Raw genomic sequence first — 21,179 nt, 5'->3', positions numbered from 1 at the left:
ATATTCTCGGTTTCTCTCTCTTCGTTTTCCGACTCGCCGAACGCGCGAGTCGCGATCGGCCGCTCAGCCGCTGCGCTTCCACTCTTCGATCGTGATGCTGTACCGAATCGAGTCGCGCGGCTCGTCGTCGATGACGATGTCGTTGCGGATTCGACCTTCCGTGTGGCCGCCGAACCGTTCGACGTACTTCTCGATCGCACGCCGGGACTGCTCGTTGTCCGGATCGTGGGCGACCGCGACGACCTCGAGATCGAGCCTGTCGAACGCCAGTTCGAGCATGCGAGCGGCGCGCTCGCCGGAGTAGCCCCGGCCCCAGAACGGCTTCCGGAACCACGTACCGAAGACCGCGATCCGTCGATCCCAGTCCGGGTAGATCCCGGCGGTACCGGCCAGTTCGCCCGCGCGGTCGCCCTCGGTCGGTCGGACGAGGTAGTTCGCGGCCGAGCCGTCGTCGAACTCCTCGCCGCAGCGCTCGACCCAGTCGAACGCCTCCTTCGGGTGCTCGTGCGGATCCCACGTCATGTACTCCGTCAGCTCGTCGACGTGGGGCGCGCCGGCGCGAACGTGCTCGTACAGTTCGTACGCATCGAATCCGTCCGGGTGGACCCGCTCGTATCGGAGTCGATCGCTTTCCATCTCCATCGGAAAGAGTGACATGTATCTACGTTTACAACGCGAAGCGGTGACGATAAGCGTGTTCGAGGGATTGAACCGACACCCACAGCACCGAAACCGTTTTCAACTATCTGATGGTTCCGCCTCGAGGTGCTCGAGCATTGCCTCGTCGAACTCGACGGGCGCCCCGGACCGGTCGAAACAGCCGTACTCGGTAATCCCCTCGATGTTCGTTCGCCCGTCGCTCGAGAGTTCGTGGGCGATCCGGATCGTCTCGTCGGAAACCTCGAGGACGTCGCAGTCGACCCGCAGCGTCGTCTCGAAGTGAACCGGCGACTTGAACTCCCAGCGCCAGTCCCGGATGCGGTAGGGCTCCGTCTCGCCTCGCAGCTCCGCGAGGCTCGTCCCGCGGTCCTCGAGGTGGCGCTCGAGGGCGACGTCGGCAAAGCGCGGGTACTCCTCGAAGTAGGCCAGTTCAGCGCCCTCGATGTGGGGGCTGCGGATCTCGAACGACGAGGAGAACGATGCCAGCCCGTCGCCCGCGTCGGCTCCGCCGTCTCCGGGACCGACCGCGGGAGCCCGATCGACGCTCGCGTCCGCGAACGCCGCCCTGACGTCCTCGGGTAACGCCAGCGCGGCGCCGTCGGAACCGATCGTCACGTGGGTCATCCGCGCCGTCGCCAGCCGTTCGCCGTCGCCGTCCTCGATCTCGTAGAGCAGTTCCAGGCTCGAGTCGCCGACGCTTCGGGGCACCGTCTCGACCGAGATCGTCTCGCCAATGCGGGGGTAGCGGTCGACGGAGGTGCTGACGACCACCGGGGCGTACGGAATGCCGTCGTCGCCGAGGATCTCCGCGAAGGAGTAGTCGAAGGCCGCGGCGATCTCCTGGGTCGAGATCAGCTGCCAGTCGAAAAACGTCGCCCCGTGCGCGAGCGGGCCGGCGAACTCGCCGAAGCTCACCCGACGGTCGTCGATCGTTTGCATGTCCCCGAGGGTACGTCGCTGCCCCCCACTTCAGTACAGGAACCGGCAAACGATACCCGGACCGCGGGCTACCGGTCCCGAACGGCGTCGTCGCCCTCGAGGTGTGCGAGCAGCGCCGGGTGCAACGGCCCGTTCGAGCCCAGCAGCGCCGACCGATCCTCGGTCTCGAGTTCGAAGACGAACGGCTCGCCGCGTTCGTCAGTGAGCCGCGCGCCGGCCTCGCGGGCGATCACCAGCCCGGCGGCGACGTCCCAGGGGTTGGTGTCGTACTCCCAGGTGGCGTCGGCGCTCCCGCTGGCGAGATAGCAGAGGTTGAGCGCCGTCGATCCCAGGCGGCGCACGCCGCGGGTCTCCTGGTAGAACCGCGTGAGAAAGGAGCCGTCGGGGTCGTAACCGGAGATGAGCATACTCTCGTCGAGGCGGTCGCGGTCGGTCGTCTCGATCGGGTCGCCGTCCCGCCGGGCCCCCCCGCCCGCGATCGCGTCGAACAGCTCGTCGGTTTCGGGGACGTAGACGACGCCGACGACCGGGTACTCGCCGTCGAGCAGGGCGATCGAGACCGAGTAGTTGGGGTTCCCGTGGGCGAAGTTCCCGGTCCCGTCGAGGGGGTCGATCACCCAGGTGTAGCCGTCCTCGCGGACGTCCCGCGGGCGCTCCTCGGAGACGATCCCGTGGTCCGGGTACTCGTTTTCGATCGCCGTCGTGATGATCCGGTTGGCCTGGTGGTCGGCCTCGGTGACGATGTCGGACTTGTCGCTTTTGACCGCGACGGACTCGACCTGGCCGTGGAGCTCCCGGAGCGGTTCGCCCGCGGCCTCGGCGGCCTCGGTGGCGATCGTCCGCGCGCGCTCGAGGAAGTCGTCCCCTTCGGCCTCGCCGTCGGGATCTGCCGCGGGCACCCGCGGGGGCTCGTCGACGTCGCGAACGTCCCAGCCGAGCTTCTTCGCGATCGCGGTGAAGAAGTGGTCGTCGTAGCTCGTGTGTACCACGTGGGCGAGCTTCTCAGCGCCCGTGACCAGCACCTCCTCGCCCTCCTCGAGGAGCGCGTTGGCCCGGCCGCCGTCGACCAGCAGGCTCGCGGGTCCCCGGGTAATGATTCGCAACTCCGTCTCGGGCGCGACCACGATCGGCCGTACGCCCAGCTGGTGGGTGTGCAGCGGGACCAGCTGGAGCGTGTGGTTGTTCGCCGGGTAGTGGATCGGTCCGTTGGCCGACAGCGAGATGCCCGTCGACCCCGTCGGCGTCGAGACCGCGATCCCGGTCCCCTCGAACTCGCCGACGTACTCGTCGTCGGCGTAGACGTCCAGCCGCGTGATCTTGCTGTCGACCGGGTCCTCGGGCGGAACGTGCTCGATCGTGACGTCGTTGATCCCGGTGGCGTCGACCCCCGGGCCGCGGACGGCGACCTGCTGGCGGCTGTCGATCGCCGCCCGACCGCGGAGCACCTCGTCGAGCGCCGCCTCGAGGTCCTCGGGCTCGACCCGGGCGAGGAAGGCGAGCGTCCCGGTGTTGACCCCCAGCTGGGGGACGCCCCGCGGGGCGAAGGTCTTGATTCCCTCGAGGAAGGTGCCGTCGCCGCCGATCGTGATCCCCAGGGTGGCCCGACTGCCGTCGTAGACGTCGTCGATCGGCTCGCCGACGTCGACCGTCGAGAGCCCGATCCCGCGGTCGTCGGCCCAGGCCGCGAGGCGGGCGACGACGTCATCGCTGCCGGGGCTGACGATGGCGATGAGCTCCTCGGTCGTCGCGAGCCGCCGTCCTTGCATCGGGTAGATTCTCGAACCGCGCGACTATGGGTCTGGCGCTCGGCGCCGGGAGAACGGTTCGGGCCGGTTCAGGCCGCGCTCGAGTCGATGCCGTCGATCTGCACGAAGCCGTAGTCACAGTCCGGGCAGTGCCACTTGACCTTCTCCCCGAGGTGCAGCGTCGTGCTCGCGGCGCGGTAAAACGTCTTCTCGTTGCCGCAGTTCGGACACTCGTGATCGAGTTCCATGGCCATGCCGACGGCTACCGTTCGAAGCGAGTTTAACGTACTGATTCGTCGGACCCTCTCGCGACGGCTCCGACCGACGCCGAAACTAAGTGGACACCGATCCTCGAGGACGGTATGGCGATCTACACCGGTCGCGGCGACGACGGCGAGACCGACCTCCGGGACATGACCCGCGTCTCGAAGACGGATCCGCGCATCGAGGCCTACGGCACCGTCGACGAGCTCAACGCGCTGGTCGGCACCGTGCGGCCGACGGGCCACGACGACGTCGACGACCGCCTCCGGACGATCCAGAACCACCTCCACGTCGTCCAGGCCGACCTCGCGAACCCCGACCCCGACGAGGACGACCCCGAGGTGCGGGCCGACCACGTCGAGACGATCGAGGACTGGATCGACGAGTACGACGAGGAGCTCGAGCCCCTGACCTCCTTTATCCTGCCGACGGGCGCCGACCGCGGCGCGCGGCTCCACCACGCCCGCGCGGTCTGTCGGCGCGCCGAGCGCCGCGCGGTCGCGCTGGCCTCGAGCGAGCGGATCAACGAGCGAACCGTCGAGTACCTCAACCGCCTCTCGGACGGCCTCTTTACGTTCGCCCGCCTCGTCAACCAGCGCGAGGGCGAACCCGAGGAGTCCCCGGAGTACTGATCGCTCGAGACTCGAGGCTGAAAGGAAGGCTTAAGTCGGGCGCACCGATAGCTTGGGGTGCGGGTTGGTGATCTAGTCCGGTTATGATACCTCCTTCACACGGAGGAAGTCGGCAGTTCAAATCTGCCCCAACCCACTAATTTTGCTGCGAGCAATCCGCGAGCAGCAAATTCGTCACGTTGGGCAGTTTGAACCAGACGAGTCGCAGCGTCCGAGCGATGCGAGGACGACCGTCTCGGCGAGGTTCAAATCTGCCCCAACCCACGACAGTCCGCCACCTCACGCAACGACTGTCCGCGTGAGGGAAGGTCCAGTCGCGCGAGCGGCGGTGAGAACGACTGAGGCCGTTTTCGATCCACAAACCGGATCGATGGCCAACGGAGATGCTCAAGATCGCCGCGACGCTCACGGTGCATAATCTCGCCCGCGAACCGTCGGAGGGTATCGACGAGTTCCGATTCGGTCCCGACAGTGTTTTCCAGAGCTTTCGGCTCGACAACCACTAAGAGTCCTCCCCTCGTCTTTCGAGGTAGGATAGCCATGAATTCACGCGCCGTCGACGGGGAGTTTCCGGACGATCCGGAGGAGCTACTGCCGGCGGACAGCGTCCTCTCTCTGGAGGAATACCTCGAGATGCACGCCGCCGTCGGTCATCGAACCCGATACGAGATCCTCTACCGGCTCGTTCACGGCGGCGAGATGAGCCCGAAGGAACTCGAGGAAGCGATACGGATCGACGACAGTACCCTCCACTACCACCTCAACGAGCTTCTCGACGCGAATCTTATCGAAAAGCGACAGCGCACCGAGCGGGGTCAGGACGGGCTGTACACCTACTACCGGGCGACGATCTTCGGGGAGGTTACGCTCACAGAGGGTGTAGACGAACTGATCCGCGGCGAGCGATCGTTCGGAGAGCTGTACGACAGTTCGGTTGGGGAGTGATCGGAGACGGTTCGACGCCCGGGTCTGTGTTGCAGTCCGCGTTCCGTTTTCCGTCCGACCGTATCTGGACGACAGAACGGGTGTTTCCGCCGTCGACGCCGAACCCGAAGCCGAGTCGTTCGGTGAGACCCCGCTCGCCGAGCGGTGGTCCGGATCGACTCGAGGACCGACCCGTTTCCCGAGTCGGCTCGAGCCGCGGAGACGACGCTCAGCGATACCCCAGATCCCGGAGGTGCTCCTGGATGTCCGTATCCACCGACGACCCCGCCTCGAGGTCGGGTTCGCGGGTTCCCTCGTCGGTAGCGGTCGTCTCAACCCAGGGGACCTTTTTGACGGCCGGGTGGGGGAACCCCTCGGGGTGGCCGTAGGCGCGCCACTCGCCGAAGGCCTCGCCGTGGTCGGACGTGATGACGACGTCCTCGGCGTCGACGTTCTCGAGCAGCTCCGCGACGTCGTCGAGGACCCACCGCAGCGTCTCCCGGTAGGCCTCGTACACCGCCTCCCGTGTGGCAGCGCCCTCCTCGAGGAGCTCGTACCCCCGCCTCTCGACTTCAGTCGGCTCCCGGCCCTCGCGGTAGGCGGCGCCGGCGTAGGGGAGGTGGGGCTGGGTGTAGTGGACGATGATCCGGTCGGCGTCGCCGTTGCGGCCCGCGTCAATGGCGTGGTCGGTCATCGCCGCCGGGAGCACCGAGCCGTAGGCCTCGTCGTGGTCGGTCTCCCAGACGGTCCGGTGGGCGCCGAAGGCGGACTCGTCGACGACGGACCACGAGGAGAGGTCGATCGGGACGGCGTTGTTGACGGGCGGGTACTGGCCGTCGACAAAGACGGTCTCGCTGAACCCGTTGCCGGAGACGTAGGCGGTCCGGCCGATCTCCTCGCGCCTGGACTCGGTGAAGGTGTTGGCCATCCACTCGGCGGACTGGCTGCCGACGGAGTAGGCCTCGTCGACCTCGTCGATGAACTCGTACTCGGGGGCGACCTCCCGGAGCGTGTCGACCCGACAGGCGTCCAGTACGACCAGCAGGTCCCAGTCCGAGTCGTAGACGTTCCGGCCCAGCGGGACCCGCGAGGTGATCGCGTACCAGACCGAGAGGTAGGCGGTAAACAGGAGGTACAGCGGGGCCCGCGCGGGGTGGGTTCGGGCGTGCTCTCGCAGCTCCGCGATCCAGTCGGCGAGATCGGCGTCCATCGTCCGCCCGTAGCGAGCGCCGGGTCAAGAAGGTCGTGGTGTCCGGCGATCAGAGATAGCCCAGGTCGCGCAGTTGGGCCTCGACCGCGCCGTCGACGTCCGCGGAGTCGGGTTCGCTCCGGACGTCGTCGATCGGCGCCGAGAACGCCGCCCTCGCCTCCTCGGGGACGAGCTCCGGGCCGCCCTCCCGCTCGAGGTCGTACGCGCCGTCCTCGCGGTCGTACAGCGCGGCGGAACCCAGCGAGTCCCAGACGTACTTGCCCTCCGGGCGGTAGGCGCACCGCGAGGTCCGGTTCCAGAACTCGAAGCGGTCGTGGTCGGTCGGCGGGTGGGCGACGCCGAGTCCCGCCACCTCCGCGGCCATCGGCGCCCGCGGCTCGAAGGGCTCCCCGGTCGCGACCGAGGCGATGAGGGAGCCCAGATCCAGGTGGGAGATCGGCTCGGACGCGTCGGCGTCGACCGCGGCGTTGACGATCTCGAGGGGGACGTGGAGAAGCGCCTCACTGACGTCGGGCGTAACGTGGCCGAAGCGCCGCGGCGGCCCGTCGACGGCGAGTTGCTCCCCGTGGTCGGCGGTGACGATCACGGCGGTGTCGTCGTCGACGGACCGACAGAACGCGGCCACCTGTCGGCAGACGTACTCCGTGGCGGCGGCGTAGAGCTCCCGGTAGCGCTCGAGGTCGGCCGCGCGCTCGTCGAAGGCGTCCTCGAGGTTCAACTCGAGGGCGTCGAGCTCGGGGGCGTTCCGCCGGGCCTCGGCCGACAGCAGCGACTGGTCGTACCCCCGAACGTTCGCGAGCGGCCCGTGGACGTCCATGATGTTGGCGAAGACGAACGTCGGCTCTTCCGACCGTTCGAGCTCCCGTCGGACCCGGCGCAGGATTCGCTCGCAGCCGTCGTCGAACGGCTTCGCGACGGGCAGGGAGCGGAACAGCTCCTCGGCCTGAGAGGCGACCCCGTTCGCGACGCTCTTGAGGGGGTGGTCGTGGCGCGCGCAGCTCCGGAGGTACTCGAGGTACCGGTCGACGCCCTCGGCGGTCGACTCGTGCCAGAACCGCGACGGCGAGAGCCCCTCGGGATAGGGCATCGAGGAGGGGACGTGGTGGAAGTCGTCGAACAGTCCGTCGAATCCGAAGACCGGGCTGGCATAGGGGTTGGCGCTGACGCCGACGCGGCGGTGGTCCGGCAGGTCCGCGAGGAACGTCTCCTCGACCTCGAGGGACTCGAAGCGGGGCGTCGCGGAGTGGAAGCCGTGCTCGTGGGGGAGCCGGCCGGTGAACATGCTCGCGTGGCTCGGAACGCTCCAGGTGCTGGCGGTTCGGCACTCCTCGAACGACTGGGTGGCCTCCCGGCGCAGCGGGCCGCCGTGGCGCTCGAGGAAGTCGTACCGAAGGGTGTCCAGACAGACGAGGACGACGTTTCGAGCCATGCGTGAGTAGTTCGCCGTGGGGATCAAGTAGGTGACGGAGCCCGCCTCGAGGTGCCCGACGCCATCCGTGAGACCTATAGCGGGGCGTGTGCCAGACACGGACGATGGATCGCGGTTCCGCGGGACGGTCCGAGATCGCACTCGCCCACTGGGGGGAACACGTCAACGGCGGCGGCGACAGGGTCGCCTGGGAGCTCGCCCGGACGTTCGAGGACGTGCCCCTGTACGTGGGCTGGAAAGACGAGTCCATCGAACCGCCCGACGTCGAGACGGAGCAGCTGATAACCGGTCGGCTCAACGAGTGGGCGCTTCGCCGCGGCGGGCTCGCGCGGATGGCCGCGCACCTCCTGGGCTGGCAGAAGGCCGACCCGCTCCGGGAGTACGACGTCCTCCTCACGAGCGGGAACGAGCCGCTGTTTTACGTCCCCCCGACCGAGCAGGTCTGGGTCGCGTACGTCCACCACACGAACCGGCGCCAGTCCGACCGGATCGGCGAACTCGGCGACGGGCCGGCCGCGACGGCCAAACTCCTCCTCTACTACCTCGTTCGGGTCGCCTTCGATCACAACACGCACAAGCCCGACCTGTTCGTCGCCAACTCCGAGCACGTCAAGCGCCGGATGGTCCGGTACTGGGGCGTCTCACCCGAGAACATCGCGGTCGTCTACCCCCCCGTCGACACGGACACCTACTCGCCCGCGGCCGCCGAGACGGGGTCGTACTACCTCACGCTGTCGCGGCTGGACTGGCACAAGAGCGTCGACGAGATCGTCGACGCGTTCGGCGACCTCGACGCCCGGCTCGTCGTGGCCGGCGACGGTCCTGATCGGGCCGCCCTCGAGCGTCGGGCCGGCGACAACGTCGAGTTCCGGGGCTACGTCGACGAGGGCGAGAAGCGCGAACTGCTCGCGGGCGCGAAGGCGTTCGTCTTCAACGGCCAGGACGAGGACTTCGGCATCTCCCCCGTCGAGGCGCTGGCCTCGGGCACGCCGCTGCTCGGGGTCCGAGAGGGGATGACCCAGTACCAGGTGGTCGACGGGAAAAACGGGTACACGCACGTCCGCGACGGTTCCGAGGGACGGACCCTGGCGGAGTCGGTCCGGACGTTCGAGGCGGAGGGGGTCGCATGGTCCGACCGGGAGATCGAGTCCTTCGCCGAGCGCTTTTCGATCGGGGCGTTCCGCGAGGGGATCCGCGACGCGATCTCGAGGGCGGTCGAGGGGAGCTCGATCGAGCCGTCGTGGTACGCCGACGTCGACGGGGCTACCGAGCGAGACGCTTGAGGGTTCCGAGCAGGCGGCCGTTTCTGTCGACGCCGAACAGCGCAATCGCGAACATCGCCCACGAGCGGGGTCGAAACGGGTACTGGGCGATCGCGAGCCCGAGATGGGCGAGCGCCTTCCGGCGGTCCCCGTTCGAGTCGTAGTCCCGCCCGATGACGTGGTGGTGAAACGAGTGGATCCGCAGCCGGGTCGGGAGGTCGAGGTCGGCTGTTCGCTTCCGGACCTTCTCGAACACCGCTAGGTCCCCGCGGATCCGGCGGTCGAAGTCCTTCGAGATCCCCCCGGGCTGCTCGCGTTTCTCGACGAGCACCTCGTCGACGAAGTCCACCCGGTAGTACTCGGTGAGCCGGATCCACAGGTCGTAGTCCTGCCGGCTCGGCAGCGAGGGGTCGAAGCCGCCGACGCGCTCGAGACACGACCGGCGAACCGTCACCGTCGAGGTCGGGTGGACGCGGTCGCGCTCGAGTTCGGCGAGGTGGATCTCGCCGCGGGCGTCGGGGCGTCGCACCAGCTCGGAGCCGTCGGTGTCGTACTGGACGAACCCCGCGTAGACCAGCCCGAGGTCCTCGCCTCGCCCCTCGAAGACCGCGCGCTGGCGCTCGAGCTTCCGCGGGCGCCAGACGTCGTCGGCGTCGAGGAAGGCGACGAACTCGCCGTCGGTCGCCTCGATCCCGGTGTTGCGCGCCGCCGCCGCGCCCCTGTTTTCCTCGTGGACGAGCAGGCGGACCCAGTCGCCGTACTCGTCGACGATCGGCTCGAAGTCGGTTTCGGAGGCGTCGTCGACGACGACCGCCTCGAGCGGCCCGAACGTCTGGTCGCGGACGCTGTCGAGGGCCTCGACCAGAAGCTCGGGCTGGTCGTAGACGGGAACGACGACCGAGATTTCGGGATCGTCGGACGGGGTTCGGTGGGACATCTTCGGGGTCGCTCGTTACCGGTACCCCAGGTTCTTGAGTCGGCGCTGGCGCTCGGCCTCCTCGACGCCCATCGCCTCACCCACGGAGTTGCGACACTCCGGGAACGCGAGCGACTCGACGAACGCCGCGCCCTCGTCGCTGACCGATCCCCGCGTCTCGGCGGTGCCGTCGCGCCGGAGGAAACGCGACCCTCCGTCCTCGGTCAGCCGCTTGACCGTGTTCGAGACGGTGACGACGTGTCGGCCCGACGTCCGGCGCAGCGGCGCGGTGTGTTCGGGGGGGTCGAGCGCCGTCCCCTCGAGGACGTCGGCGACGGTCGCGAGCACGTCCCCGTGGCCGACGACGTGGTCGTAGCTCGCCCCGGCGTCCTCGCTGCCGGGATACTTGACCCACAGCGGCGTGTGCGCGACCTCGTCGTGGGGGTCGATATCCCAGTTGTGAAAGAGCAGCCCGTGCTCGCCGAACAGCTCGCCGTGGTCCGAGACGACGGCGACGAGCGCGTCGTCGTACCAGGGGCGCTCGCGCAGCCACCGAAGCAGTGACGCGAAGTGGCGATCGAAGTAGCGGACGTTGCCGTCGTACAGCTCGCGGGCGGTCGCCAGCTCGTCCTCGGTGAGCGCGTCCGCGTCGCCCGCGGCGATGCGCTCCTTGACGTCCTCGAGTTCCTCGAGGCTGGGGACGTCCGCGGGCGGGTCGACGGCCATCTCGGGGTGGTACGGCAGGTGGGGGTCCATGTAGTGACCCCAGACGAACGCCTCCGGCCCGCCCTCGAGGTGGTCCCGCAGGATCGTCGTCATTCCGTCTGCGGGCAGCGAGGAGATCGGCAGCGGCTCTCGCAGGTAGCGGTTGTAGATCGCCTTCGGGAGGCGGGCCTCGCGGATCGACTCGATCCGCTGGAGGCGCCGGGCGACGCGGTCGACCACCGAGATCCCGCCCTGCCCGTCGACCGAGGGGTGCTGTTCGAAGCGGTCGAACCCGCGCGTGTACCCCCGCTCCTCGTGGAGGTGACCGTTGTTCGCGTAGGCCGTCGACCGCCCGGGGATCCCCTCCGCGAGGGTCGTGGCCGAGTCGGGGATCCACCCGTTGCCCTCGGGGTGGACGCCGGCCACGATCCCGGGGAAGGCAAACGGCGTGGCGACCCCGTGGGAGTATGCGTTCTCGAACCGACAGAAGTCCTCGTTCAGGATCGGGAGCGACTCCCCCAGACACGCCTCGGTTGCGCGGTCGAACCGCAGCGAATCGACGCTGAGGAGGACGACGGGATGCATCTACCGTCTGTCTCTCGGTTCGGTCCTAATCGCTTTCGGTTCCGGCGGTGACGCCCCGCTGGGGCCCGCTCTCGAGGCGACGGCCTCAGTCGCGGTTCCGGCTCGCGCGGACGACGAGTTCGTCCTTGTCGGTCTCGAGTCGCTCCGCGACGTCGAAGCCCAGATCACGGAACCGCTCGAGCAGCGCCGGGAGCTCGCTCGGCTCGTGAACCTCGCAGTAGACCACCCGACACCGGTCGTTCGAGAGCGCCCCGGCGAGGCCGTCGATCGCGCTGGACTCGGCGCCCTCGACGTCGATCTTGACGACGGTCGGGGGCGGGGCCGCCCCTTCGTCGATCAGGGTATCCCCCCGGACGGCGGGCACCTCGAGGTCGCCCCGGTCGGCCGTGATCCGTCCCCGGCCGAACCCGGGGGAGTCGGCACCGGGGTCGTTCAGGTTGGTTCCGTCCTCCGTCTCGAACCCGACGGTTCCCGACTCGTCCGACAGGGCCACCTCGTGGATCGACGCGTCGATCCCGTTGCGGGCCGCGTTTCGCCGGAGCTCCGCGACGTTCGGGGGGTACGGTTCGAAGGCGACGACGCGGGAGCCGCGCGACGCAGCGAGGCAGGCGTAGAGACCGGTGTTCGCGCCGACGTCGTAGAAGACGTCGCCGGGCTCGAGATCGGCCAGCACGGCGGCGAGCTGGGCGCGCTCGCTGCGGTGGCGCCGCAGCGTTGCCGCGACGCTGTCGGCGTCCGCCGCGACGAACGCGGCACTCGCGTCGCCGACCGACAGCGTCGTTCGGCCGCGAGCCGCGGCGAGGCGGCTCCGGACCCAGATCGAGTACTGGCCGGCACACCACCGGAGGTGGCGCCCGACGCCGCCGAGGAACTCGCTCGGCCCCTCCTCGCGAAGCAACGCGACCCCGTCGCTGATGACGCTCATGGAACGCACTCGTGGCGGCACCGTTATATGCTCTCCGTCGGCCGGCGGCGCCTACTCGAGGTCCGGAATCGGGACGTCGTCCGGCAGGTTCCGTTCCACGGCGGCCCGGAACTCGCCCGAGAGTGCGAGCAGAGTGCCGAAGTAGACCGCCGCGCCGACCCCGACGAGGGGGACGACGGCGAGCAGCGAGTCGCCGAGGACGAGCCGTCCGGCGAGGACGACGACCGCCATCGCGGCCGCGGCGAGCCACTGGTTGAGCACCTCCCGGAACGGAACGACGACGTCGACGATCCGCCGGGCGTACCAGTACCCCAGTCCGAGGCCCAGCGCGGCCGAAACCGTCGTCGCGGTCGCGGCGCCGTACCAGCCGAACGCCGAGATCAACGCGACGTTCAGCGCCAGGTTGGCGCCGACGAAGACGGCGTTGATCCGAAACGTGAGGTCGGGTCGGTCGACCGCGTCGATCGTGTTGAGAAACTGCCCCTGGTAGCTGTAGATCAGGCGCGCGAACGTCAGTACGAGCAGGATGTAGTACCCCGTTCGAAACTCCGGACCGTAGATGCTCAACACGACGTCGCCGACGATCGCGCTGCCGACCAGCCCCGGAACGATGAACAGCCCGGAGAAGGTCAGGCTCGTCCGCAGCAGGCCGGTGATCTCCTCGTCGACGCCGTTCTCCGAGGAGATCCGACTCATCTCCGGGAACAGGGTCCGGCGGATCGAGGACCCGAAGATGGCGAACAGCGACGCCACGTTCCAGGCGATCTCGTAGACGGCGATGACGTCGTTGGCGACGAAGGCCGCGAGCACCACCGTGTCCATCGAGAGGAACGTCCGTCCCTGCACCGACGCGAGCCAGGAGAACTGCGCGTAGGACTTGAGCCGGCGGAACTCCTGCCGCGTCGGGACCGTCCGCGGAACGGACAGGAAGTAGCTGCCGACGGCGACGGCGACCAGCGCCCCGACCGCGTAGCCGGCGAAGGCGCCGGCGAGGCCGAATCCGGTCAGGACGAGCGCGACCTGGACGACGCTTCGGGTCGTCCACTCGATCGGCGAGAGCACGCTCGAGACGTGCACGAGGCGCTGGCCGTCGAGGACGTTCTGGACGAAATCGCCCGCGAGCCTGGCGCCCAACAGCCCGACGAGAACGAGCGTCGCGTCGACGCCCATGTAGGCGTTCAGGTGGGGCCGCGCCAGCAGGAGGACGACCGCGAGGAGGACGTACAGAACGGACTGGGCGAGCAGCCCGGAGACGACGTAGTTCCCCTCGGCGGCCTCGCTCACCCGCTTTTTGATCGCCTGCGAGAGCCCGACGTTGCCGGCGATCGTGAGCCAGGACAGCACCGCCAGCACGACGACGTAGGCGCCGTACCGGTCGGCTCCCAGCGTCCGCGTGAGCGCGATCGTGGCGAAAAAGCCCGCGAACGACATCGCGAGCTGGGAGAGGAAGTTCACTATCGAGGTGCGACCGTATCTCATTGGGCCATCACGTAACCGGCGTTGGTGGAGGGTTGCTTCTACCGCGGTATCAATACGGTGTTTCCTCGCGGGGCCGGGCGAACGAACAGAGCTAAATCCTCGCGACGGGAATCCGCACCGGACCGATGTCCCAGTACGACTGGAGCCTCGAGAACGTCAAGAAGGGGCTGAAACACCCCGGCCGGGCGCTCGACGAGGTCGCGCTCGATTACCTCTATCGGTTCCCCGCCGCGAGGCTCAACGGGCGGCGACCGATCGGGACGAACGTCTTCGACAGGGAGTGGGACGTGTTGATCCTGCTCGACACCTGTCGGGTCGACGCGCTCGAGGCCGTCGCCGACGAGTACGACTTCCTCGGCGCGATCGACAGCATCCGATCGGTCGGCGGGGGTTCCGCCGAGTGGATCGCCAGGACCTTCGACGAAGCGCACCGCCGGGAGATCGCCAACACGGCGTACCTCTCGGCGAACGGCCGCCTCCAGCAGGTGCTCGAGGACAGGCGCCACGAGGTCGACCCGGGGAAGCACCTGACCTACAGGGCGCTCCGGGCGATGCCGACGGTCGGGATCGACGCGCTGGGGAAGGCGGAGTACCTCTTCCGGTACGAACCCTGGGGGGTCGACGGCGAGCGCGGCCACGTCGACGGGATGACCCCGCCGCGGTACGTCACCGATCGCGCGATCTCGGTCTCCCGGACCGAGTCCTACGATCGGACGATCCTCCACTACTTCCAGCCCCACTCGCCGTGGGTTTCGAACGCCCTCGAGGACGATCGGGAGCTGTACGAGTACGAGGACGACTGGTGGGGATACCTGACGGAGACGGGCGACGTCGAGACGGTCTGGAACGCGTACCTCGACGACCTCCGGTACGTCCTCGACGACGTTGCACTCCTGCTCGAGAACCTCGACGCCGAGCGGGTCGTCATCTCCGCGGACCACGGCGAGGCCTTCGGCGAGTACGGCGTGCTGGGACACAAGATCGGCAGCCTCCACCCGAAGATCAGAAGGGTGCCGTGGGCGGAGACGACCGCCGAGGATCGCCACACCCACGAGCCGACGGTGAGCGAGCCCGACGACGCGCGGGTCGACTCCGAGGCACTGGAGGCCCAGCTCGAGGCGCTCGGCTACAAGGTCTGAGCGCCGACCGTCGCGCGGCGGTGTTCGGGTCCGTGCGGACGGCGGCGTCAGAACGGCACGCTCGCGCCGGTGAACGCGAGCAGGTAGACGACCGAGGCGACGAGCGTGAGCGCGATGACGAGGACCATGTACGCGAACACGCCGTCGGGGGTGTACATCGAGGGAAGCGTCATCGCTCGAGGCGTCAGTAGGGCGCCTCGGAAGTTAAAATGGGTGCCGGCGAGGACGCCTACTGCGAGCGGGCGGCGTCGCGTTCGATCGCGCGCGCGGCGTAGTACGTCGCGAACACGAGGAGGACCAGCGGCACGAGGGTGAGCGTGTGGGTGAGGACGACCGTGAGCGGGTCGAATCCCCAGGGGGACGACAGCTCGATGAGTACCGCGGAGTACGCGAGGATGAGAATCGGCGCCGCGTTGATCGAGATGTCGACCACCGTCTCTCGGGAGAGCCACTCCAGCATGGGTACGCGTTGGATCGGGAGCGTAATAAACGGTCGCGACGGCAGACGACGGCGTCGGCGGCTCCGCAACCGCGACGGCCGCGCGACGCCGCACCGAGGGTCGCGTCGATCGGGCGGTCCCCGGAACATGTTCCGAGTCCGCTCGGTTCGCGGTGCCGACGCGCCCGCTGCCGGACAAACGTTTATGGAGGGTCTCGCTGTAGCCCCTCGGTAGATGGGACGCGCACGTCGTGGGGCTATTGTCGCTGCAGTGTTGATACCGGCCGTGCTAGCGACGGTTCCGGCAACTGCACTCGCCAGTTCGGCGACGGACCAGCTCATCAGCAGACTCAACCGACAGCTGCTCTACATCGCCGTTCCGATCGCGGTGCTCGTCGAAGCGATCCTGATCTACACGATCTGGCGGTTCCGCGACAACGACGACCCGAAACCGACCCGAGAGAACCGACAGCTCGAGATCACGTGGACGGTCGCGACCGCGCTCGTCCTGCTGTTCGTCGGGACGGCCTCGTTTCACGTGCTGGCCGACCCGGCCGTCTCGACGATCAGCGACTCTCCCCACGGCGAGCCCGAACCGGGCGAGGTGCCCGAGGACGCCGTCGAGGTGAACGTGACGGCCGAGCAGTGGGCGTTCACGGCCGACTACCCGAACGAGGGCGTGACGACGAACGAAACGATAGTCCTTCCGGCGAATCGAACCGTGTACATGTACGTCACATCGGAGGACGTGATACACTCCGTCCACGTGCCCGATCTGGGGCTGAAACAGGACGCCGTCCCGGGCGAGGCGAACCTGGTCCGGACCGAGCTCTCGGAGACGGGAGAGTACCGACTGTACTGCGCCGAGCTGTGTGGCACGGGGCACCCGGAGATGCTCTCGTCGATCCGGGTCGTCGACGAGTCGGAGTACGACGCGTGGCTTGACGACCAGCGATCGGGATCCGACGGCTCGGCCTCGAACGAATCGACGGCCTCGAACGAATCATGAAGCGGGGACCGAGCGCGATCGCCGGCGGCGTCGCCGGAACCGGGGCCATGTCGCTGCTGCTCATGCTGCTGGAGGCCCAGACCCGGTCGGTGATGGAACTGTTCGCCGTCATCGCCCGGTTCATCGGAACGCCCGGCGACACGACGATCGGATTCGCGCTGTTCGTCGCCGCCGGCGTGCTCGCCTGGCCGCTGCTGTTTCTCGCGCTCGAGCCGTACCTCCCTCTCGGTCCGGATCCGGCGGCCCGCGGGGTCGTCTTCGGAACGATCCTGTGGATCCCGTTCGTGATCACCGGTCGCGGAAACATCGGCGGTCCCCTGCTGGTCTTCTTCGGCGTGTACACGCTGTTCGCCCACTGGATATACGGGTTCACCATGGGAGCGGTGTACGCACGGCTGCTCGAGGAAACGTGAGCAACGACACCCGGATTCGACACATGATACGAAACGACACGCGGACGACGGACGGGTCGGTCGCTCGACGGCTCGGGGCGGTCGCCGACCCCGAATCGCGCGGGGGGGAACGATGATCGGACCGGTTCCCGGAGTCGCGGTAGCCCTGGGAGCTTTGCTCGTGCTCGCGGCGTACTACCGATTCCGAGCCGATTCGCCGCCGACGTCGTACGCCGACGGGGGTATCGTCACGCCGAAGATCGGACTGACCACCACCGAGAAGCCGTCCGGCCTCCTCCGGTGGCTGACGACCGTCGACCACAAGGACATCGGACTGCTGTATATCCTCTTCGGGACGGCGGCTGCACTGTGGGGCGCGACCGACGGGATGATGATGCGCACCGAACTCCTGGTCGCGGACACCACCGTCTGGAACGTGGAGACGTACAACGCGGTGTTTACCACCCACGGGCTCACGATGCTGTTTTTCTTCGTGACGCCGGTGTTCACCGGAATCGCCAACTACATGCTGCCGCTGTTACTGGACGCCGACGACCTGTCGTTCCCGCGGATCAACGCCATCGCGTTCTGGTTGCTCCCGCCGTCACTGCTGATGGTTCGGGGCGGGCTGATCACGGACGTCGTCGGGACCGTCGTCGGGCTACTACCGCTCGAGATTGCCGCGCTAACCGCCCTCGAGCCGGTCGCTATGGGGTGGACGATGTACACGCCGCTGTCGGTGGAGATGACGAACCCGCAGATCGACGTGACGCTGCTGGGACTTCACCTGAGCGGCATCGCCACGACCATGGCTGCCATCAATTTCATCGTCACGATCTTCACGGAGCGTCCCGACGATCTGGGCTGGGATGAACTGGACATCTTCTCGTGGAACATGCTCGTCACGAGCGGGATCATCCTGCTGGCGTTCCCGCTGCTGGGGAGCACGATCATCCTGCTCCTGCTCGATCGGAACTTCGGGACGGCGTTTTTCGCGATCGAGGGCGGCGGACCGATGCTCTGGCAACACCTGTTCTGGTTCTTCGGGCACCCCGAGGTCTACATCCTCGTTCTCCCGGCGTTCGGGCTGATCAGCTTCATGCTGCCGAAGTTCTGCGGACGGCGCCTGTTCGGGTTCCGGTTTATCGTCTACTCGACGATCGCGATCGGCGTCATGTCCTTCGGCGTCTGGGCCCACCACATGTTCGCCACCGGGATGGATCCCCGGCTGCGCGCGAGTTTCATGGCCGTCTCGCTGGCGATCGCGATCCCCAGCGCGATCAAGGAGTTCAACTGGATCGCCACGATGTGGAACGGACGGCTCCGGCTCACCGCCCCGCTGATCTGTGTCATCGGCGCCATGAGCACGTTCGTGGTCGGCGGCATCACCGGGGTCTTCCTCGCCGCGGTTCCGGTCGACCTCGTGCTCCACGACACGCACTACGTCGTCGGCCACTTCCACCTCATCGTCGTCGGCATCATCCCCCTGGCGATGTTCGCCGCGAGCTACTACTGGTTCCCGATCATCACGGGGCGGATGTACAACCGCCGGCTCGCCAGGGTGCAGGCGACGCTGTTGGTCGTCGGCGCGTTCGTCACGTTCGTGCCGCTGCTCGTCCTCGGCTACCTAGGCATGCCGCGGCGGTACGGCGTCTACCCCGCGGAGTTCGTTCCGCTCAACCAGGTCGCCTCCATCGGCGCCTTTATCCTCGGCGTGAGCCTCGTGCTCTGGCTCGTGAACATGATCCAGTCGGCCCGTGTCGGCACGATCGTCGACGACGCCGACGTCTGGAACCTCAAGGAGACCGACCAGTTCACCCGGGAGTGGCAGTGGTTCGAGAAGCGTCTCGCCGAACGCCGGAACGAGCGACCCGATCCGGACGAGGAACCGTAGTCGAGGCCCCGTTACTCGCCCCGACCACGTCCACCTGTTCATCACGGGCGACCCGACGCTCACCCCAAACGGGTCAAGGGCTACTCCTCACGTGACCTCCGAGACGAGTTCGATTTCGGCTTGCCGTCGCTGTGGACGCGCTCGGACTTCGTCTCAAGTGCGGGCGACGTCTCCAGTGAAGTCCTCGAGGAGTACATCGACGCCCAAGCAGATGAGTAGGTATGCAACGGAACGTCTCGACCACGGGGCGGGTCAAACTCCACTCGCTGATCAACAGGAAAGCCGACCTGCTCGTCCGTGAATACGAGGCGTTCCAGCAGTTTCGAGGCGGAGCCCCCGGCCTCAAGGAGCGAGGGCTTCCGACCAGTCGGAAGCGCGAAGCGAGTAGGCCGGGGAGGAAGCCGACACTTCACGACACAAATCACGGGACGGTAGCCGCCCGACTCCCGGGCGATTATGTACCGTCAATATAATATCTGAACTATGGAGGTCAGACGCACCGTACCGGTCAAACTCGTCGTTCCCGACGAGTATCACGATGACCTCCACGAAACCGCCGAGCAATTTCTCTACTGCGCGAACGAGGCCAGTAACTACTGCTGGGACAACACCAACTACGAAGACTGCGTAACCTCGAACGCGAAGGCCAGAGATGCATTGTACGATCGTCTCCGCGAGGAAACAGACCTCACAGCAAACCTCGTCCAAGAAGCCATCCGGCGTGCCGTCCACGCCGTCGACAGCGGCGTTGATCGCTGGAAAAAGGGCAAACGGACGAACAAACCGGAGTTCTCCTCGTGGAGTATGGTATACGACAAGCGCAGTGCCACGTTCTACCGAAACAAAATCTCACTCTCGACAGTGAACGGACGAGTCGAGTGTGACTTTGAGTTGCCAGCAGACAGTCCATCTCCGTACGAGGAGTACGTCCTTTCGGAAGACTACGAGTTTCGGACGAGTACACTCCAGTACGACCAAGCCACCGGCGAGTTCTCCTTCCACGTCAAAACGCGGAAGGTAGACGAGGATGGTGACGCTGTTGAAATCGAGGGGTCGGACGATACCGAGCACCAGACAGTCCTCGGTATCGACCTCGGTGTGAACAGTCTCGCCGTCGCCAGCACGGGCACGTTCTGGAGCGGTGACGAGTACGACCACTGGATTCGAGAGTTCGAGAAACGTCGGGCAGAGATGCAAGAGCGGGGCACACAAGCCGCTCACAACGCCTTGCTTCGACTTGGAAAGCGTGAGCGGGCGTGGCGAAAACAGTACATCCACACGGTCGTCAACGAGATCGTTGACGAAGCAGTTGACCATGACTGCGATGTAATCGTGTTTGAGGAGTTGACGGATGTTCGGGAACGATTGCCATGTGATGACTGGCATCATATCTGGACGTTCCGCCGTCTCGTCGAATATGTTGAGTACAAGGCACCAGACCGGGGTGTAGCGGTTGAACAGGTTGAACCAGATCATACGAGCCAGCGGTGTTCGCACCCGCCTGTGGCTTTACCCACGAAGACAACCGTGACGGCGATCAGTTCCAGTGTTTAAAGTGTGGGTATGAAATCAACGCGGACTACAACGGCGCGAAAAACGTCGGACTGCGGTACATGCGGAAGCGACAGCATAGACTGCGTTCCTCGCCCACGTCGGGGGGCGCAGACGCACCAGTAGACGTGCGTGTTAATGGTGGGATGTTGAACGGCGACGGCTATCGGCCAACCGCTGATAGTTGATCGCCGGGAGTCCACATCAAAGCCCCACCCTCAACGAGCGAGCCGCGTGTGCAGTGAGTGAAGTAGGGGGGGGTAGTTTACACCGCGTGCTGGGGGATGTAGGCGAACCGCTGCATGACCTGACCGAGGACGTATCCGTACACCCAGTGGGCGGCAAGCGACAGGCCGAGGAAGATCGCGCCCGCGTACTCGCCCGGCCAGAACGCGAGGACGAACCCGGTCCACATGATCGTCGCGAACGTGATCCCTCGAGCGGCACGGGGCTCCCGTGGCGGGAGGAACGCCCCGGCCACGACGAACAGTAACGGCAGGCCGACGATCCCGCCGGCCGCGAAGACCACGACGCCGAGCAGGACACTCGGCTCGAGCCCGAGCACCCGACCCAGCGCCGCGAGATCGACGAGGGGCTCGGCTCTGAACAGGCGGAGAAACGCCGGGAGGGCGAAGAGGATCGGCCCCATCGCGAGGAGCCCGGCGGCGCCGCCGGCGAACGCCGTGAGCACGACCCGGAGCGTGATGTCGATTTCGGCGTCGATATCGGCGTCCCGATCGAAGGGGGCCGGCGGTTCTGCCTCCGTCGTCGGTCCGTCACCCTGACTCATCGTCCGGGAGTACGGGAGTCCGGGTAATAACTGTCGGGCCGTCGTCGGCACCGCGGGTGGGTGGGGCAGGCCGCCGAACGGCCGATCCTTTTTGGGGGCGCGACGAGGGGGGGGAGGTATGCCACGACAGGTGGCGCCCGGACTGCTCCTGGCCGCGGCCGCCGCCGGCGTCTTCGTCAGCGGCCTCGCCGTCGCCGCGTTCTAGACGCCCCCGCGGTCACCGCTCCGGTCCGCCCGCGACGACCGGGCCGACGGCGCCCGCGCGCCGCCCCGCGGCCCCCGGCCCCCCA

At 67.3% G+C, this 21,179-nt stretch carries 21 protein-coding genes, 1 tRNA gene and 2 pseudogenes; 11 read left to right on the top strand and 13 right to left on the bottom strand.

The features are described from left to right. Nucleotides 1-63: 63 nt before the first annotated feature. From GWG54_RS16690 to GWG54_RS16675, 4 genes are all read right to left on the bottom strand, one after another. Complete coding sequence (locus tag GWG54_RS16690) at nt 64-657, bottom strand: GNAT family N-acetyltransferase (protein WP_167938839.1); 594 nt, start codon at nt 655-657, stop codon at nt 64-66. 81 nt (nt 658-738) lie between these two features. Beyond that, nucleotides 739-1,599, bottom strand: coding sequence for a thioesterase family protein (locus GWG54_RS16685; RefSeq protein ID WP_167938838.1), 861 nt, complete (start codon nt 1,597-1,599; stop codon nt 739-741). Nucleotides 1,600-1,667: 68 nt separating this feature from the next. Then, a complete protein-coding gene (locus GWG54_RS16680; RefSeq protein WP_167938837.1) occupies nt 1,668-3,365 on the bottom strand; it encodes an inositol monophosphatase family protein in 1,698 nt (565 codons plus the stop codon). A gap of 68 nt (nt 3,366-3,433) precedes the next feature. Continuing rightward, a complete protein-coding gene (locus GWG54_RS16675) occupies nt 3,434-3,598 on the bottom strand; it encodes a hypothetical protein (protein ID WP_167938836.1) in 165 nt (54 codons plus the stop codon). 108 nt (nt 3,599-3,706) lie between these two features. On the opposite strand from GWG54_RS16675, the gene GWG54_RS16670 reads away from it, so the two are divergent. From GWG54_RS16670 to GWG54_RS16660, 3 genes are all read left to right on the top strand, one after another. Next, nucleotides 3,707-4,240 (top strand): cob(I)yrinic acid a,c-diamide adenosyltransferase, encoded by a 534-nt coding sequence (locus GWG54_RS16670; RefSeq protein ID WP_167938835.1) that lies wholly within the window; start codon nt 3,707-3,709, stop codon nt 4,238-4,240. A gap of 61 nt (nt 4,241-4,301) precedes the next feature. After that, nucleotides 4,302-4,376 (top strand) — tRNA-Val (locus GWG54_RS16665). A 398-nt stretch (nt 4,377-4,774) separates the two neighbouring features. After that, nucleotides 4,775-5,185, top strand: a complete 411-nt coding sequence (locus tag GWG54_RS16660) for a helix-turn-helix transcriptional regulator (protein WP_167938843.1) — start codon at nt 4,775-4,777, stop codon at nt 5,183-5,185. Nucleotides 5,186-5,393: 208 nt separating this feature from the next. On the opposite strand, the gene GWG54_RS16655 is transcribed toward GWG54_RS16660, so the two are convergent. Both GWG54_RS16655 and GWG54_RS16650 read right to left on the bottom strand, forming a co-directional pair. Further along, on the bottom strand, nt 5,394-6,374 hold the full coding sequence (locus GWG54_RS16655; protein WP_167938834.1) for a hypothetical protein: 981 nt from the start codon (nt 6,372-6,374) through the stop codon (nt 5,394-5,396). A 49-nt stretch (nt 6,375-6,423) separates the two neighbouring features. Then, entirely contained in the window at nt 6,424-7,803 is a 1,380-nt protein-coding gene (locus GWG54_RS16650; RefSeq protein ID WP_167938833.1) for a sulfatase-like hydrolase/transferase, read from the bottom strand. A 104-nt stretch (nt 7,804-7,907) separates the two neighbouring features. Between GWG54_RS16650 and GWG54_RS16645 the strand changes: the two genes are divergently transcribed. Then, entirely contained in the window at nt 7,908-9,086 is a 1,179-nt protein-coding gene (locus GWG54_RS16645) for a glycosyltransferase (protein WP_167938832.1), read from the top strand. Here the strand turns inward: GWG54_RS16645 and GWG54_RS16640 are convergent. The 4 genes from GWG54_RS16640 to GWG54_RS16625 all read right to left on the bottom strand — a co-directional run bounded on the left by GWG54_RS16640 (nt 9,067) and on the right by GWG54_RS16625 (nt 13,675). After that, nucleotides 9,067-10,002: a glycosyltransferase family A protein gene (locus GWG54_RS16640; RefSeq protein ID WP_167938831.1), complete on the bottom strand. Its 936-nt coding sequence runs from the start codon at nt 10,000-10,002 to the stop codon at nt 9,067-9,069. The two genes, GWG54_RS16645 and GWG54_RS16640, sit on opposite strands and share 20 nt — an antisense overlap. 15 nt (nt 10,003-10,017) lie before the next feature. Next, a complete protein-coding gene (locus GWG54_RS16635) occupies nt 10,018-11,271 on the bottom strand; it encodes a sulfatase-like hydrolase/transferase (RefSeq protein ID WP_167938830.1) in 1,254 nt (417 codons plus the stop codon). 85 nt (nt 11,272-11,356) lie between these two features. Beyond that, a complete protein-coding gene (locus GWG54_RS16630; protein ID WP_167938829.1) occupies nt 11,357-12,196 on the bottom strand; it encodes an FkbM family methyltransferase in 840 nt (279 codons plus the stop codon). A gap of 51 nt (nt 12,197-12,247) precedes the next feature. Continuing rightward, nucleotides 12,248-13,675 carry a lipopolysaccharide biosynthesis protein gene (locus GWG54_RS16625; RefSeq protein ID WP_167938828.1) on the bottom strand — a complete coding sequence of 476 codons (1,428 nt, stop codon included), beginning with the start codon at nt 13,673-13,675 and terminating at the stop codon, nt 12,248-12,250. A 125-nt stretch (nt 13,676-13,800) separates the two neighbouring features. On the opposite strand from GWG54_RS16625, the gene GWG54_RS16620 reads away from it, so the two are divergent. Next, nucleotides 13,801-14,814: a hypothetical protein gene (locus GWG54_RS16620; RefSeq protein WP_167938827.1), complete on the top strand. Its 1,014-nt coding sequence runs from the start codon at nt 13,801-13,803 to the stop codon at nt 14,812-14,814. Between the two features lie 47 nt (nt 14,815-14,861). Here the strand turns inward: GWG54_RS16620 and GWG54_RS21210 are convergent, their stop codons facing one another. Together GWG54_RS21210 and GWG54_RS16615 are read right to left on the bottom strand one after the other, a co-directional pair. Continuing rightward, complete coding sequence (locus GWG54_RS21210) at nt 14,862-14,987, bottom strand: hypothetical protein (protein ID WP_008424609.1); 126 nt, start codon at nt 14,985-14,987, stop codon at nt 14,862-14,864. A 56-nt stretch (nt 14,988-15,043) separates the two neighbouring features. Then, on the bottom strand, nt 15,044-15,274 hold the full coding sequence (locus tag GWG54_RS16615; protein WP_008424606.1) for a DUF6684 family protein: 231 nt from the start codon (nt 15,272-15,274) through the stop codon (nt 15,044-15,046). 214 nt (nt 15,275-15,488) lie between these two features. Here GWG54_RS16615 and coxB point away from each other — a divergent pair, with 214 nt between their 5' ends. The 6 genes and pseudogenes from coxB to GWG54_RS16585 all read left to right on the top strand — a co-directional run bounded on the left by coxB (nt 15,489) and on the right by GWG54_RS16585 (nt 20,287). After that, nucleotides 15,489-16,262, top strand: coding sequence for a cytochrome c oxidase subunit II (coxB, locus tag GWG54_RS16610; RefSeq protein ID WP_167938826.1), 774 nt, complete (start codon nt 15,489-15,491; stop codon nt 16,260-16,262). After that, a complete protein-coding gene (locus tag GWG54_RS16605; RefSeq protein WP_167938825.1) occupies nt 16,259-16,675 on the top strand; it encodes a DUF6789 family protein in 417 nt (138 codons plus the stop codon). The genes coxB and GWG54_RS16605 overlap by 4 nt, the downstream gene beginning before the upstream one ends. Before the next feature lie 112 nt (nt 16,676-16,787). Next, nucleotides 16,788-18,548 carry a cbb3-type cytochrome c oxidase subunit I gene (locus GWG54_RS16600; RefSeq protein WP_167938824.1) on the top strand — a complete coding sequence of 587 codons (1,761 nt, stop codon included), beginning with the start codon at nt 16,788-16,790 and terminating at the stop codon, nt 18,546-18,548. A 16-nt stretch (nt 18,549-18,564) separates the two neighbouring features. Beyond that, nucleotides 18,565-18,767, top strand: a pseudogene (locus GWG54_RS16595) (transposase); the annotation flags it as partial. Nucleotides 18,768-18,769: 2 nt separating this feature from the next. Continuing rightward, the gene (locus GWG54_RS16590) at nt 18,770-19,021 is read left to right on the top strand and encodes a hypothetical protein (protein ID WP_167938823.1); all 252 of its coding nucleotides are present in this window, start codon (nt 18,770-18,772) and stop codon (nt 19,019-19,021) included. 10 nt (nt 19,022-19,031) lie between these two features. Further along, nucleotides 19,032-20,287: pseudogene (locus GWG54_RS16585) on the top strand (RNA-guided endonuclease InsQ/TnpB family protein). Between the two features lie 77 nt (nt 20,288-20,364). Here the strand turns inward: GWG54_RS16585 and GWG54_RS16580 are convergent. Then, nucleotides 20,365-20,889 carry a DUF6789 family protein gene (locus GWG54_RS16580; RefSeq protein WP_008424599.1) on the bottom strand — a complete coding sequence of 175 codons (525 nt, stop codon included), beginning with the start codon at nt 20,887-20,889 and terminating at the stop codon, nt 20,365-20,367. Nucleotides 20,890-21,179: the final 290 nt, after the last annotated feature.

Origin of the sequence: Natronococcus sp. JC468 (genome assembly GCF_012163165.1) — an archaeon.
GTDB classification, from domain to species: domain Archaea; phylum Halobacteriota; class Halobacteria; order Halobacteriales; family Natrialbaceae; genus Natronococcus; species Natronococcus jeotgali.
Note: the sequence above shows the minus strand (reverse complement) of the source record. Positions and strands in the feature narration are given on the sequence as shown.